This is a genomic window from Aliiroseovarius sp., from assembly GCF_965228805.1.
Lineage (GTDB): Bacteria > Pseudomonadota > Alphaproteobacteria > Rhodobacterales > Rhodobacteraceae > JASBTN01.
Genome location: NZ_CBDDIE010000003.1, coordinates 2,520,269 through 2,535,808, shown reverse-complemented (window position 1 = coordinate 2,535,808; position 15,540 = coordinate 2,520,269). Strand labels below are relative to the sequence as shown.

Below are 15,540 nucleotides of genomic sequence, written 5' to 3'. Positions count from 1 at the left end.
AAACTCCGGCCAGCATTGGCCCAATCCCGAGGTTCAAATGGAGCGTTCCGTCAAATTGGAGTGCCGTGGTGTCTGGAAGGTCTACGGGGCGCATCCCGAAACCTTCCTGGCGAAACACAACGGCACGCCGAGCTCAGAGGATTTCGAACACGCGCATATGGTCGGCGCGGTCCGTGACGCCAATGTGCAGATTTTCCAGGGCGAGATCTTCGTCATCATGGGCCTGTCGGGATCGGGCAAATCGACCTTGGTGCGCTGCCTGTCGCGCCTGGTGGACTCCACTGCCGGAGAGATCAATTTCGAGGGTCGCGACCTGTTGACGATGAGCAATGCCGAACTGATCGACGTGCGGCGCAAGAAGATGGGTATGGTGTTTCAGCATTTTGCCCTGTTGCCGCATTTGACGGTTCTGCAGAACGCCGCCTTTCCGCTGGAAATTCAGGGCGTTGGCCAGCAGGAACGCGAGGATCGTGCGCGCCAGATGATTGAAACCGTCGGGCTGAAAGGGCGCGAGAACCATTATCCCCGCCAACTGTCCGGCGGTCAGCAGCAGCGCGTCGGCATCGCCCGCTCGCTGGTGGCAGACCCAGACCTGTGGTTTTTGGATGAACCTTTCTCGGCACTCGACCCCCTGATCCGGCGCGAGATGCAGGACGAGTTCCTGCGCCTGCAATCCATGCTGCATAAGACCATTGTCTTCATCACCCATGATTTCGACGAGGCGATCCGCCTGGCCGACCGCATTGCAGTCATGAAGGACGGCTGCATCGAACAGATCGACACGCCCGAGAATCTGGTGATCAACCCGGCCACGCCCTATGTCGAGGAATTCACCCGCCACATCCCCCGCGCCAAGGTGATCAAGCTGAGCTCGATCATGTCCGAAGGCGTGCCCGAGGGCGACTATGCCGGCGACCTGCCCGGCCATCTGACCGTAGCCGACACCGTGCACCAGCTGGACGAGGCCACCCTGCCCTTCCGCGTGCTCGACGAGGATGGCCAGCCCGCTGGCACCATCGACGCCCGCGCGGCGATCGACATCATGATCGGGCGAGGCGCCGCATGATGCGCTTTGTGAAATCCCTTCTGACCGGACCCAAGCTGTTCTGGCTGGGGCTTCTGGCCCTGACCTGGGCGCTGTCCAGCTGGTCTTTCGCGCTTTACAAGGCGCTGGACGCGCGCTGGATCGTGCGTTTTCCCAAGCAGTATGAGCTTGGGCTGGACACATGGATCTCGAACGCCATGACCTGGCTGGTCGAGGACGCCCATTTCGGCCTGTTCACCTTCCGCGACCTGACCCGCTTCATTGCCGCGGTGATCGAGTTTCCCTATCAGATCATGCGCTCGCTGCTGATCGACGGGTTCTCGGTCGGGCAAGGCCAGCAGGCGATCGAGGTCGCCCCCTCGATCAGCTGGATCGCCATCATTGGCACCATGGCCGCCGTTGCGCTCTATGCGCGCAACACCGCACTGGCCTGGCTGGCCGGGCTGTGCTTTGCCTATCTGGCCATCTTCGGCCAGTGGGAAAGCGCCATGGTGACGCTGGCCTCGGTGCTGATCGCCGTGCCCATCGGCGTGACCGGCGGGCTTCTCTTGGGCATCCTCTCCTACCGCCATCCCTGGTTCGAAAAGGCGCTGCGCCCGATCCTGGACCTGATGCAGACCGTGCCGGTCTTCGCCTACCTGGTGCCAATCCTGTTCCTGTTCGGTTTTGGCCCGGTCTCGGCCCTGGTGGCAACGGTGATCTACGCCATGCCGCCGATGGTGCGCATCGCCACCGTGGCGCTGCAATCCGTGCCCGAAGAGGTCAAGGAAGCTGGCCGCATGGTCGGTTGCAAGCCGCATCAGCAGATGTGGAAGGTCATGGTGCCGACTGCCCTGCCCTCGCTGATGGTGGGCGTGAACCAGGTGATCATGCTGACGTTAAACATGGTGATCATCGCCTCGATGATCGGGGCCGGCGGCCTGGGCTATGACGTGCTGACCTCGTTGCGCCGGTTGGACATCGGCGGCGGGATCGAGGCCGGTCTGGCGATTGTGGTCATGGCCATTGCGCTGGACCGTGTCAGCCAGGCCTTCGCCATCCGCCGCGTGCGCCCGCGCCCGGACCCGGCCGATCCGATCTACAAGCGCCACCCGCTGACCAGCGCGAGCCTGGCCCTAATCCTGGTGACCACGGTCCTGGGCCTCTACATCCCCGGCTTCCGCCTGCTGCCCGAAAGCCTGACCATTACCACCGGCACGATCTGGTCCTCGATGATGGAGTGGATCAACGTGACCTTCTTCGACGCCTTCGAAGCGGTAAAGACCTTCTTCCTGACCACCCTGCTTTTGCCCGTGAAACGCTTCTTTGCCGGCATTCCCTGGGGTTGGGGCGTGATCGTGGTGGGCCTGATGGCGGGGCGTCTGGGCGGTTGGAAGCTGGGCGTGATGTCGGCGCTGATGACCCTGTTCATCGCCGCCAGCGGCCTGTGGGCCAAGGCGATGATCACCGTCTACCTCGTCTCGGTCTCGGTGCTGATTGCCAGCGTCATCGGCATTCCTTTGGGCATCTGGGCAGGCCAGAGCGCACGGGCCAACAGCGTGATCGGCGCGCTGATCGACACGCTGCAAACCCTGCCCAGCTTCGTCTACCTGATCCCGGTGGTCATGCTGTTCCGGGTCGGCGACTTCTCGGCGATGATCGCGGTGGTGCTTTACGCACTGGCCCCGGCGGTGCGCTACGCCGCCCATGGTATCCGCTCGATCGACCCGGAATTGATCGAGGCCGGCAAGGTCTCGGGCTGCACCGAACGCCAGCTTCTGTGGCGCATCAAGCTGCCGCTGGCCGCGCCCTCGCTGCTGCTGGGGCTCAACCAGACCATCATGCTGGCCCTGTCGATGCTGGTGATCACCGCGCTGGTGGGCACCCGCGACCTGGGCCAGGAAGTCTATATCGCGCTGACCAAGGCCAACACCGGCCAAGGCATCATCGCAGGCCTGTCCGTGGCCTTCATCGCCATCATTGCCGACCGCATGGTCAATGCGCTGGCGAAGAGCTCGCAAGAAAAGCTGGGGGCAACATGAGCAAGATCGTTGACACCGCCATCGCCAAGGCCCGTGCCTTGCCCTGCTGGGCGACAGTCACGCCCACGATCGAGCAGTTGGGCGGCGGCATTACCAACATCAACCTCAAGGTCCAGGACGGCGAACGCGCCTATGTGGTGCGCTTTGGCGAGGACATTCCCGAACACGGGGTCATGCGCTTCAACGAGCTGGCAATCTCGCAGGCCGCTGCCGCGACCGGTATCTCGCCCGGGGTACATCACGTGGAACCCGGCGTGCTGGTGCTGGACTTTGTCGAGGCCCCGGCGCTGGACGGGCCGGACCTGCATGACGCGGACACCCTGATCGAGGCCACCAAGCTGATCCGCCGCACCCATGACGAGGTCACCCAGGCTCTGCGCGGGCCGGTCCTGACCTTCTGGGTCTTCCACGTGCTGCGCGACTACGCAGGTTTCCTGCGCCAGAACGGCTCGGCGCATGTGGCCAAATTGGATGCGCTGAAGGCAGAGGCCAGCGCGCTGGAACGGGCGGTGGGCCCGGTCAGCCTGGTGCTGGGACACAATGACCTTCTGCCCGCCAACATCCTGCGCGGGGCCGATCAGCTCTGGCTGATCGACTGGGAATACGGCGGGTTCAACTCGCCGCTGTTCGACCTGGGCGGGCTTGCCACGAATTGCGAGCTGCCCGCGGAGGCCGAACGACTGATGCTAAAAACCTATTTCGGCACCGACCCCGACCCGGGTCTGATGCGCAGCTACGGCGCGATGAAATGCGCGTCGCTTCTGCGCGAAACGATGTGGAGCATGGTCTCCGAGATCACCTCGGACATCGACTTCGACTACGCCGCCTACACCCAAGACAACCTGGCCCGCTACCGGCAGGCCCACAGTGAATACCACTCCTAAAGAGGAACACCATGAGCGACTTTCCCAAAACCGCACAGGCCGTCATTGTTGGCGGCGGCATCGTCGGCTGCTCGACCGCCTATCACCTGGCAAAAATGGGCTGGGACGTGGTCCTGCTGGAGCGTAAGAAACTGACCTCCGGCACCACGTTCCACGCGGCGGGCCTGGTGGGCCAGCTGCGGTCGAACGCCAATATCACGCAGCTCCTGGGCTATTCGGTGGACCTCTACAACACTCTGGAAGAGGAAACCGGGCTGGGCACCGGCTGGAAGATGAACGGGGGCCTGCGCCTGGCCTGCAATGAAGAGCGCTGGACCGAGGTCAAACGCCAGGCCACCACGGCGCATTCGTTTGGGCTGGACATGCAGCTTCTGACCCCGAAGGAAGCGCAGGAACTGTGGCCGCTGATGACCATCGACGATGTGGTCGGCGCGGCCTACCTGCCCACGGATGGGCAGGCCAACCCATCGGACATCACCCAGGCGCTGGCGAAAGGCGCACGTATGGCAGGCGCACGGATATTCGAGGACACCAAGGTCACCTCGGTCGACGTGGAGAAAGGCGTGATCAAGGGGGTCGAGACCGACAAGGGCCGTATCGACACGCCCGTTGTGATCGCCTGCTGCGGCCAGTGGACCCGCACCTTCGCCAAGACCGTGGGTGTGAACGTACCCCTGGTGCCGATGGAGCACCAGTACATGGTCACTGAACGCATCGAGGGCGTGCCCGCAAACTTGCCAACCCTGCGCGACCCGGATCGCCTGACCTATTACAAGGAAGAGGTCGGCGGCCTGGTCATGGGTGGCTATGAGCCGAACCCGATCCCCTGGGCCACGTCGGGCATTCCGCAGGGCTTCCACTACACGCTCTTGGACAGCAATTTCGACCATTTCGAACAGTTGATGGAACTGTCCCTGGGCCGCGTGCCCGCGCTGGAAAACGCTGGCATCAAGGAGCTGGTGAACGGGCCGGAAAGCTTTACGCCGGACGGCAACTTCATCCTGGGCGAGGCGCCGGAGCTGAAAAACTTCTTCGTCGGCGCGGGCTTCAACGCCTTCGGCATCGCCGCTGGCGGTGGCGCTGGCATGGCGCTGGCAGAATGGGTCGCCAAGGGCGAGCCGCCCTTCGACCTCTGGCCCGCCGACATCCGCCGCTTCGGCCGCCCGCATTTCGACGACGACTGGATTCGCACCCGTACGGTCGAGGCCTATGGCAAGCACTACACCATGGCCTGGCCGTCGGAGGAACACGACAGCGGCCGCCCCTGCCGCAAATCCCCGCTCTATGACACGCTCAAGGCCGAGGGCGCGGTGTTTGGCGAGAAACTGGGTTGGGAGCGTCCGAACTGGTATGCCGACACCTCGGCGGGTGAAGAACAGCGCGATATCTACACGTTCGAGCGCCCGAACTGGCATGCGCCTGTGGGTCGCGAACACAAGGCCGCGCGGGAGGCTGCGGTGCTGTTCGACCAGACATCATTCGCCAAGTTCGCGCTGAAAGGCCCCGATGCCGAAGCCGCGCTCAGCTGGATCGCCGCCAATGACGTGGCCAAGCCTGTGGGCTCGCTGATCTATACGCAGATGCTCAATGACAAGGGCGGGATCGAATGCGACCTGACCTGTGTCCGGGTGGCGGAGGACGAATATTACATCGTTACCGGCACCGGCTATGCCACCCACGATTTCGACTGGATTTCCAAGAACATCCCCGATGGCATGAATGCACAGCTCTTCGACGTGACCTCGTCCTACGCGGTGCTGTCGCTGATGGGGCCGGAGGCGCGCAATATCCTTCAGAAGGTCACCCGCGACGATGTGTCGAACGATGCCTTCCCCTTTGGCCGCGCCAAGACAATCGGCATTGCCGGTTGCCCGGTCAACGCGCTGCGCGTGACGTATGTGGGCGAGCTGGGCTGGGAGCTGCACCTGCCGGTCGAATATGCCACCACGGTCTACGCCGCCCTGCATGAGGCGGGTGCGGACTACGGGCTGATCAACGCGGGCTACCGCGCGATCGAAACCCTGCGCCTGGAAAAGGGCTACCGCGCCTGGCCGTCCGACATCGGCACCGACCACACCCCGGACGAGGCCGGGCTGGGCTGGGCTGTGAAGATGAAGAAGAACATCGCCTTCCGTGGCCGCGAGGCCATCGCCGCCCAGCGGGCTGCTGGCAAGGATGGCATGAAGAAGATGCTTGCCAGTTTCACCACCGACGGCGACGTGATCCTGTCGGGGCGCGAGACAATCTATCGCAACGGTGAACGGGTGGGTTATGTGAGCTCTGCAGGCTACGGCCACACCATCGGAAAATCCATCGCCATGGGCTACGTGCGCAACCCGGAAGGCGTTGACCGCGACTATGTTCTGAGCGGAGAGTACGAGCTGGAGGTCGCCACGGTCCGCGTGCCCTGCACCGTCTCGCTGGCGCCGCTCTACGACCCCAAGATGGAGCGCGTGAAAGCCTGATGGACGAAAACCCCGTCGCCATTTTCAATGCCGAAGGCAGCTCGCCGGTCGTACTGGTCTGCGAGCATGCCTCGGCCCATATCCCGGCCCGTTACGGCGGGCTGGGCCTGCCCCCGGAGGCCGCCGAAAGCCATGCCGCCTGGGATCCCGGGGCCCTGGGCGTGGCGCGCCACCTGTCCGACCTTCTGGACGCCCCACTGGTCGCCTCGACCGTGTCGCGCCTGGTCTATGACTGCAATCGCCCGCCCAGTTCGGACACCGCGATCCGGGAGCTGTCCGAGATCCACGAGGTTCCGGGCAACCGGGACCTCTCTCCCGAGGCGCGGCAGGAACGGGTCGACACCGTCTATCGCCCTTTCGAGGCGGCTCTGGCAGGCCTGATGGATCAGCGCGGCAAAGGTGTCCTGGTCACGGTGCACAGTTTCACCCCGGTCTATCACGGCAAGACGCGCGAGGTGCAACTGGGCATCCTGCATGACAGCGACGCCCGCTTGGCCGACCTGATGCTGGCCCGCGCGCAGGATCACACCGCGATGGTCACCCGCCGAAACGATCCCTACGGGCCCGAGGACGGGGTGACCCATACACTGAAACACCATGCCATCCCGCGTGGCTGGGCAAATGTCATGCTGGAATTCCGCAACGACCTGATCGCCACGCCGCTGCAACACCAAATGATCGCGGGCGCAACTGCCGCCCTTGTCAAGGACGCCCTGCTGGCGCTTGATACAGCCAACATAACGGAGACCGGATAATGTCGGGTTTGATTTCTATGGACGACTTGAAAGCCCAGGTCGCATCGGGACAGGTGGACACGGTCCTGGCCTGTCTGGTCGACATGCAGGGGCGCCTGATGGGCAAACGCTTCCACGCCGCGCATTTCGTCGACAGCGCCTGGGAAGAGACCCATTGCTGCAACTATCTGCTGGCCACCGACCTGGAGATGGGCACGCCGGAGGGCTATGCCAGCACCTCCTGGGAGCGGGGCTATGGCGATTACGTGATGAAGCCGGACCTGGAGACCTTGCGTCCCGTGCCCTGGCTTGAGGGCACGGTGATGGTGCTGTGTGACGTGCTGGATCACCACACCCATGAGGAGGTCGCGATCTCGCCGCGTGCGATCCTGAAGCGGCAAGTGGCGCGATTGGCCGACATGGGCCTGACCGCGATGACGGCGACCGAGCTCGAGTTCTTCCTGTTCGAGAAGAGCTTTGACGAGATCCGCAAGGGTGGTTTCCGCGATCTCGCGCCGATCAGTGGCTATAACGAGGATTACCACATCCTGCAGACCACCAAGGAAGAGCATGTGATGCGGCCGATCCGCAATCACCTCTATGCCGCGGGCATCCCGGTGGAAAACACCAAGGGCGAAGCCGAGACGGGCCAGGAGGAGCTGAACATCAAATACGCCCCGGCGATGGACACCGCCGCCTTCCACACCATCGCCAAACATGCGGTGAAGGAGATCGCCTGGGCCCAGGGCCATGCCGCGACCTTCCTGCCCAAGTGGCATCACGACAAGGTCGGGTCGTCCTCCCACGTGCACCAGTCGCTGTGGCAGGACGGGGCCAATGCCTTTTACGACCCGGCGGATGATCTGGGCATGTCGGAGCTGATGAAGGCCTATATGGCGGGGCTGTTGAAATACGCGCCCGATTACACCGCCTTCATGGCGCCTTACGTGAACAGCTACAAACGCTTCATGAAGGGCACCTTTGCGCCGACGCGCATCATCTGGTCGGTGGACAACCGCACCGCGGGGTTCCGCCTCTGCGGCGACGGCACCAAGGCGGTGCGGGTCGAATGCCGCATCCCGGGATCCGATATGAACCCCTATCTGGCGATGGCGGGCATGCTGGCGGCGGGCATCGCCGGGATCGAGGAGGGGCTGGCGCTGCAGCCGCCCACCACCGGCGATGTCTATCAGGGCGAAAGCGGCATGATCCCGGGCAATCTGGCAGCCGCACGCGATGCGCTGAAAGGGTCGAAGATGCTGCGCGCGGCGATGGGGGATGAGGTCGTGGATCACTACACCCGCGCCGCCGAGGTTGAGATCGAGGAGTTCGAACGGGTGGTGACCAATTGGGAGATCGCGCGCGGGTTCGAGCGGGCGTAAGCCGGGGGATGGAACAAGGGGGGCGCTGCCCCCCGCCTTCGGCTCCCCCCGGGATATTTATGGAAAGATGAAAGGGGGAAGCCCCCCATGAAAGACGGAGACATGGCATGGGCCAGGTTTTGAACTGTATCTCGCCGATCGATGGATCGGTCTATGCAAGCCGTGAGGTGCTGTCGCGCAAGGACGCCTTCGCGGCGGCAGAGCGCGCGCGGGCGGCGCAGGCGAATTGGGCCGCGCGGCCGCTGGCGGAGCGGGTGGAGCTGGTCATGGCGGGCGTGGCCGCCGTCGGCGCGCTGAACGATGAGATCGTGCCCGAGCTGGCGCATATGATGGGCCGCCCGGTGCGCTATGGCGGCGAATTCGGCGGCTTCAACGAGCGTGCCAGCCACATGGCGGCGATCGCGGCGGAGAGCCTGGCCGATATCGCGGTGGGCGAGGACGAGAGCTTCAAGCGCTATATCAAGCGCGTGCCGCACGGGGTGGTCTTCGTGGTGGCGCCGTGGAACTACCCCTATATGACCGCGATCAACACGGTGGCGCCGGCGCTGATCGCGGGCAATGTGGTGATGTTGAAACACGCCACGCAGACCCTGTTGGTGGGCGAGCGCATGGCGGCGGCCTTCCATGGGGCGGGGGTGCCCGAAGACGTGTTCCAGAACGTCTTCCTGGACCATGGCACGACCAATGATCTGATCGCGGGCAACGCGTTTGACTTCGTGAACTTCACCGGATCCGTTGGCGGCGGCCAGGCGATGGAACGCGCCGCGGCGGGCACCTTTACCGGCGTCGGCACCGAGCTGGGCGGCAAGGATCCGGGCTATGTGATGGAGGATGCCGATCTGGACGCCGCCGTCGATACGCTGATCGACGGGGCGATGTTCAACGCCGGGCAATGCTGCTGCGGGATCGAACGCATCTATGTGCATGAGAGCCTGTACGATGCCTTTGTCGACAAGGCGGTGGCGATCGTGCGCGGCTACAGGCTGGGCAATCCGCTGGATGCAGATACCACCCTGGGCCCGATGGCGAATGTGCGTTTTGCCGAGGAGGTGCGCGCGCAGATTGCCGAGGCGGTGGACGCGGGCGCGACCGCCCATATCGCCCCCTTCGATGCGGATGACGGTGGCGCCTATCTGACGCCTCAGATCCTGACCGATGTCACCCATGAGATGCGGGTGATGCGGGATGAGAGCTTCGGCCCGGTGGTGGGGATCATGAAAGTGTCGTCCGACGAGGAAGCGATCCGGCTGATGAATGACAGCGAGTTCGGGCTGACCGCCTCGCTCTGGACCCGCGACCTGGACCGCGCCGCGCGGGTGGGCGACCGGATCGAGACCGGCACCGTCTTCATGAACCGCGCCGATTACCTCGACCCCGGCCTGTGCTGGACCGGATGCAAGAACACCGGGCGTGGCGGTGGACTGTCGATGATCGGCTACCACAACCTGACCCGTCCGAAATCCTACCATCTGAAGAAGGTGACGACATGAACCTTGTTGGAAACTGGTCCTACCCGACCGCAATCAAGTTCGGCGCCGGCCGGATCCAGGAACTGGCCGAGGCCTGCGCCCAGGCGGGGATGAAACGCCCGCTGCTGGTCACCGACAAGGGGCTGGCGGACCTGCCGATCACCCAGGCCACGCTCGATATCATGGAGGAAGCCGGGCTGGGACGCGGGCTGTTCAGCGAGGTCGATCCGAACCCCTCCGAGCTGAACCTGGAGGCCGGGGTGGCCGCCTACAAGGCCGGGGATCACGACGGGGTCATTGCCTTCGGCGGCGGCTCGGGGCTGGACCTGGGCAAGATGGTTGCCTTCATGGCGGGGCAGACGCGCCCGGTCTGGGATTTTGAGGACATCGGCGACTGGTGGACCCGCGCGGATGCGGATGCGATTGCGCCGATCGTCGCCGTGCCGACCACCGCGGGCACCGGGTCCGAGGTCGGGCGCGCCAGCGTCATCACCAACTCGGTGACGCATGCCAAGAAGATCATCTTCCACCCGAAGGTCCTGCCCACGGTGGTGATCTGCGACCCGGAGCTGACGGTTGGAATGCCGAAGTTCATTACCGCAGGCACGGGTCTGGATGCCTTCGCCCATTGCGTCGAGGCGTTCTCCTCGCCGCATTACCACCCGATGTCCCAAGGCATTGCAATCGAGGGCATGAAGCTGGTGATCGACAACCTGCCGCGCGCCTATGCGGATGGCACGGACCTGGAGGCGCGCGCCAACATGATGTCGGCCGCCGCCATGGGCGCCACGGCGTTCCAGAAGGGCCTGGGTGCGATCCACGCCCTGTCCCACCCGGTGGGCGCGATCTTCGGCACGCATCACGGCACCACAAACGCGGTCTGCATGCCCGCGGTGCTGGCCTTCAACGCGCCCGCAATCAGTGACCGTTTCGACCAGGTGGCCGGATATCTGGGCATCAAGGGCGGCTTTGTCGGCTTCCAGGACTTCGTGCAGCAGTTTAACGACAGCCTGGGCATCCCCCGCAAACTCTCCGACATGGGCGTCACCCCCGACCGGATGGACGACCTGGTCGAAGGCGCCATCATCGACCCCAGCTGCGGCGGAAACCCCGTCGAACTCAACCGCACAAACCTGCGCGAACTGTTCGAAAACACCATCTGAGGGGGCCCTTTCCCTCGATCCTAGGCCCGCGCTGGAAACTTCTGTTGCCCGCGTGGGCTTTTTTGTTGCCAAGCCCCCGGATATGCCCTGCCCCGCCTTTGGTGGAGGGAGCGCAGCGCCATACGACATTGGCAAGGTCGATTCGATTCAACCTATAATTGCATACAACGACGAGCCGGCGCATTCGCAAAATGGGCATGATTCGGCACGTTAACCTACCTTAATGGTTAGTTAACGCGAGAAACCCGACGTTAACTCTGTGGATAAGATCCGACTTATCCACACGGCCCTAAACTTTTGGTTAGGTTACAAAAAACACACTTTTTCGCGACTCGCGTTTTGTTGCCGATTCCCCCGCGTCAACTCGCAATTTCCGGTTGTGCCCGTTCCGCGATGATCCCTAGACTTTAACCATCATGGGACAAAATCAGATCATAGAGGACCTGACCACCGAACTGGGCGACCTGGCCCCGGCGGGCTATTTCGTGGGTCTTCACATCCGGTTTGCCGCCCCTCTGATGACCTTCCAGACCTACCCACAGGCCTGGACGGACCACTACACGCAGCACGCCTATGCGCTGCGTGACCCACTGATTGCCTGGGGGATATCGCGCACAGGAGCCACACGCTGGCGCGATATCGACATCCCGGATCCGTTCGACATCATGGCCGAGGCCCGAAAATTCGGGCTCGTCTATGGGGTCTCGATCTCCTGCGGGCCAATGACGTCCCGCACCGTGGCGGGGATCGCAAGGGCGGACCGGGAATTTACGGACGAGGAGATTGCCGAGCTGTCCGGGATCATCCTTCGCCTCCACACCGAGACCGAGCCGCCCGATAACCTGACGGGGGCCGAGATCGAAGCGCTGAAAGTCGTTGGGTCCGGCGAGAGATACGCCGCCGGAGCCGCACGCCTGGGCATATCGGAAAGCGCCCTCAAGGCGCGCCTTACTTCGGCGCGCCGCAAACTCTTTGCCCGAACGTCCGCAGAGGCCATTCAGCGCGCGAAAGACTACCGGCTCATCTGAGCCGGGCGCCTGATCCCTTCCACGGACGTCCGGACCTGGAACCTTACCAAAGCTGGAGGCTTTACCATGCAGACCACGACGCTCTCTTTCGAAAATATCCACAACCATGGCGAGCTTTTTGCGAATCTTCTTCGCGCTCGGCGACAGTCGTTCATTGTGCAGAACAACTGGGATCTGCCCGAGGCCATGGGCATGGAGTTCGACCAATACGACACGCCCGCAAGCCGCTGGGTGGCGGTGCATCAGTTCGGCCAGGTGCTGGCCGGCATTCGGCTGACGCCCACCACGGCGCGCTGTGGCATCTACACCTACATGATCCGCGATGCGCAGCGTGGGCTCTTGGATTCGATCCCCTCGGACCTTCTGTATGACGAGGCCCCGGTGGCGGAAAACATCTGGGAATCGAGCCGCGTCTTCGTGGCCCATGACACCCCGCAGCGCATTCGCCGGGTGGTCCATGCCCATCTGATCAGCGAGATGACCAAATCCGCCCGTGAACTGGGCGCCTCGCGGGTGCTGGGGCTGATCCCGGCCAACTGGCCACGTTGGGCGCGCCGCTGCAAACTGGACGCCGAAGCGGCGGGCCGTGTCATGCACATCGACGGGGTGGACAACCAGGTCGTGTCGATCAACCTGACCGAAAAGATGCACTGACCCACGGTGCTCGGCCCTGCTGGGCCGGGCTGACAAACTGCCTTCCTCCGGCCGGGTGGGCCGGAGGGGGACGTCACCAAACCGGCCATCCGCGCCTCAGCGCAGGCGGCGCGTGCATTCGATGAGTTTGTCAATCGAGGCAGAGCTGCCAGCCAGAGACCAGCTTTCCACAAAGTCGCCCGAGTTGGAGAACAGCTTGACCTGGTTGCCGCGCACGATCTCGCCCAGGAACCGGTCCGAAGCATTGCCTCCAGGCAGCTGGAACAGGATCTGGTTGCCGGACAGGTCTGCATCCGTCAGATCCCAGCTGGCGCGCCGGTCGATCTGCACGATGATGTCTTCGCGCCCTTCGTAGAAATCCCAGTTCGAACGCAGGAACTCCAGCGTCACCGCCGAATAGCCGTCGGCCCAGATCGCGAAACTGGCGCCCGGTTCGCTGACACGCGCCCGGCAGGCCAGCGAGTTGTCGGCAAAGGTCACCACATGGACCGTCCAGGCCTTGTGCCCGTAATAGTAGTTCTCATAAGGCTGCGCCGACGCCGTCAGCGGTGCAGCCAGAACCACGGCTGCCGCAATCGTACTTTGAACAAGCTTCGTCAAAAACATAAGCCACCCTCCGCTAGGTCAATAATCGAAGGGTGGCAAAGCTTTGGCCTCGGATCAAGTCGCGAGTTGACAGAATGTCGCTGACAGGTGGCTCAGTCCATCCACTCGAACGGGCGGGTGAACTCGCCCAGCGTGTGGCTGACGGCCTCGTAATCCACCTCCCCGGTCGCGCGCAGACGGGCCACCAGACCGCGTTTCTTGTCATCGAGCACCTCGACCACCTCAGCCGGATGACCAGCCTTGGCCAGTGCCGCGTTATAGACTCTGGTAATCGCGGACTTGCGCAGATCGGGTTTGAAGACCTTGCCAACCGCGGTCTTGGGCAGTTCGTCCAACACCTCGATATGCTTGGGCATGGCGGCCTTTTCGTGGATGTGTTTCTTGGCATAGGCCATCAGCTCATCGACCGAGGCCTCGGCCCCGCCGACCAGTTCGACATAGGCGCAAGGCAGCTCGCCCGCGTAGCTGTCGGGCTGGCCGATGGCGCCGACGAAGGCGACCGCCTCGTGACCCGCCAGGGCCTCTTCGATCTCGGCCGGGTCGATGTTGTGACCGCCACGAATGATCAGGTCCTTGGCGCGGCCGGTGATCCACAGGTAGCCGTCCTCGTCCATACGGCCCAGGTCCCCGGTGCGCAGGTGGGTGCCGCCCGCGTAAAGCCCCGCGTTCTTCTCGGCCTCCGTATAGGTGTTGCCGACGAAAACGCCGGGGTTCGATACGCAGATCTCGCCGACCACGTCGACATCGCATTCCTCAAGGATATTCCCCTCGGTATCGCAATTGGCAATCTTCACGTCCGTATAGGGCAGCGGCACGCCGACGGAACCCACCTTCTTGTTGCCACCCGGCGGGTTGCAGGAGACCAGGCAGGTGCATTCGGTCAGCCCGTAGCCCTCGACAATGGTCACGCCGGTGGCTTCCTGGAAACGGTTGTAAAGCTCGATCGGCAGGGGCGCGGAGCCCGAGAAGGCGACCTTGAGCGAAGACACATCCGCATCCACCGGGCGCTGCATCAGCGCGGCGATGGCGGTGGGCACGGTGATCACGAAACTGACCTTGTAGCGTTCGATCAGCTTCCAGAAGTTGTCGAACACGCCATCGCCGCGATAGCCCGCCGGCGTCGGGAAGACCATGTGACAGCCCGAGGTGATCCCGGCCATGAAGATGACCTGCACCGCAAAGACATGGAACAGCGGCAGCGGGCAGATGATCACGTCCTCGGCGTTGAACAGCAGATGCGCGCCCAACCAGCCGTTATACATCATGCCGCCATAGGTGTGTTGCGCCACCTTGGGCGTGCCGGTGGTGCCGCCGGTGTGGAAATAGGCGCCGACGCGGTCAACCTCGCGGTCCTCGAAGTCCAGCGTGGTGTTCTGCTTGGCCATCTCGGCATTGAAATCCAGCACCCGGGCATTGTGGCTGACCGGGTTCTTGGGCCGGATCAGCGGCACGATCCAGCTTTTCGGGAAGGTGAGGTAGCGGTTGAGGTCGATCTCCAGCACCGTCTTGACGTTCGGGGCCATCTTGACCGCCTCGGCGGCCAGCTGGGCAACCTCGGTCTTGGGAAAGCTCTTCAGCGTGACCAGCACCTTCGCGCCGGTTTCGCGCAGAATGCCCGCAACCTGTTCGGCGTCCAGAAGCGGGTTGATCGGATTGACGACCCCGGCGATGGAGCCGCCCAGGAGCGCATAGAAGGTCTCGTTCGCATTAGGCAGCAGGTAGGCGACAACGTCCTTTTCGCCCACACCCAGAGAGCGAAACAGGTTCGCGGCCTGAACCGAGCGATCATGCATTTCCTGCCAGGTGACCATCTCCACCGGGTCCGTCGGGCCCGAGGTGATCTGGTAGGACACGGCGGGGCGCGATCCATGTTCTTCGGCGGTCCTTTTCAGGCGGCCATAGATCGTGACCGGCTTGTCGCGCTTGTCCCACGGCATTTCATTGACGACGGCATCACGGTCGGCCACCGAATTGAACGGATACATGTATCACTCCCTCCCCTGGCCCGTTGTTTTTCGGGCGGTTCTTGGGGGTTGAGTGTGGGGCTTTCGCCTCTCGCGTGCAAGTGTGACGTGACGTGGAAATCAGG

The 15,540-nt window shown here is 63.5% G+C and carries 12 protein-coding genes; 10 read left to right on the top strand and 2 right to left on the bottom strand.

Annotation, left to right across the window (positions count from 1 at the left end; genetic code table 11):
• The first annotated feature begins 37 nt into the window (after positions 1-37).
• From ACO07D_RS13385 to ACO07D_RS13340, 10 genes are all read left to right on the top strand, one after another.
• Positions 38-1,066: a quaternary amine ABC transporter ATP-binding protein gene (locus ACO07D_RS13385; protein ID WP_421703447.1), complete on the top strand. Its 1,029-nt coding sequence runs from the start codon at positions 38-40 to the stop codon at positions 1,064-1,066.
• Positions 1,063-3,066, top strand: coding sequence for an ABC transporter permease (locus ACO07D_RS13380; RefSeq protein WP_421703446.1), 2,004 nt, complete (start codon positions 1,063-1,065; stop codon positions 3,064-3,066). The genes ACO07D_RS13385 and ACO07D_RS13380 overlap by 4 nt, the downstream gene beginning before the upstream one ends.
• On the top strand, positions 3,063-3,950 hold the full coding sequence (locus ACO07D_RS13375) for a phosphotransferase (protein WP_421703445.1): 888 nt from the start codon (positions 3,063-3,065) through the stop codon (positions 3,948-3,950). Before ACO07D_RS13380 ends, ACO07D_RS13375 begins: the two co-directional genes overlap by 4 nt.
• Positions 3,951-3,961: 11 nt before the next feature.
• A complete protein-coding gene (locus tag ACO07D_RS13370) occupies positions 3,962-6,415 on the top strand; it encodes a GcvT family protein (protein ID WP_421703444.1) in 2,454 nt (817 codons plus the stop codon).
• Positions 6,415-7,170: an N-formylglutamate amidohydrolase gene (locus tag ACO07D_RS13365; RefSeq protein WP_421703443.1), complete on the top strand. Its 756-nt coding sequence runs from the start codon at positions 6,415-6,417 to the stop codon at positions 7,168-7,170. Before ACO07D_RS13370 ends, ACO07D_RS13365 begins: the two co-directional genes overlap by 1 nt.
• The gene (locus ACO07D_RS13360) at positions 7,170-8,531 is read left to right on the top strand and encodes a glutamine synthetase family protein (RefSeq protein WP_421703442.1); all 1,362 of its coding nucleotides are present in this window, start codon (positions 7,170-7,172) and stop codon (positions 8,529-8,531) included. Before ACO07D_RS13365 ends, ACO07D_RS13360 begins: the two co-directional genes overlap by 1 nt.
• A gap of 107 nt (positions 8,532-8,638) precedes the next feature.
• A complete protein-coding gene (locus ACO07D_RS13355) occupies positions 8,639-10,021 on the top strand; it encodes an aldehyde dehydrogenase family protein (protein ID WP_421703441.1) in 1,383 nt (460 codons plus the stop codon).
• Positions 10,018-11,163, top strand: a complete 1,146-nt coding sequence (locus tag ACO07D_RS13350) for an iron-containing alcohol dehydrogenase (protein WP_421703440.1) — start codon at positions 10,018-10,020, stop codon at positions 11,161-11,163. The genes ACO07D_RS13355 and ACO07D_RS13350 overlap by 4 nt, the downstream gene beginning before the upstream one ends.
• A gap of 416 nt (positions 11,164-11,579) precedes the next feature.
• Positions 11,580-12,191, top strand: a complete 612-nt coding sequence (locus ACO07D_RS13345) for an autoinducer binding domain-containing protein (RefSeq protein WP_421703439.1) — start codon at positions 11,580-11,582, stop codon at positions 12,189-12,191.
• Positions 12,192-12,257: 66 nt separating this feature from the next.
• A complete protein-coding gene (locus ACO07D_RS13340) occupies positions 12,258-12,845 on the top strand; it encodes an acyl-homoserine-lactone synthase (protein WP_421703438.1) in 588 nt (195 codons plus the stop codon).
• 96 nt (positions 12,846-12,941) lie between these two features.
• Here the strand turns inward: ACO07D_RS13340 and ACO07D_RS13335 are convergent, their stop codons facing one another.
• Entirely contained in the window at positions 12,942-13,451 is a 510-nt protein-coding gene (locus ACO07D_RS13335) for a hypothetical protein (protein WP_421703437.1), read from the bottom strand.
• A 92-nt stretch (positions 13,452-13,543) separates the two neighbouring features.
• Complete coding sequence (locus ACO07D_RS13330) at positions 13,544-15,436, bottom strand: acyl-CoA synthetase (protein ID WP_421703436.1); 1,893 nt, start codon at positions 15,434-15,436, stop codon at positions 13,544-13,546.
• Positions 15,437-15,540 lie beyond the last annotated feature (104 nt).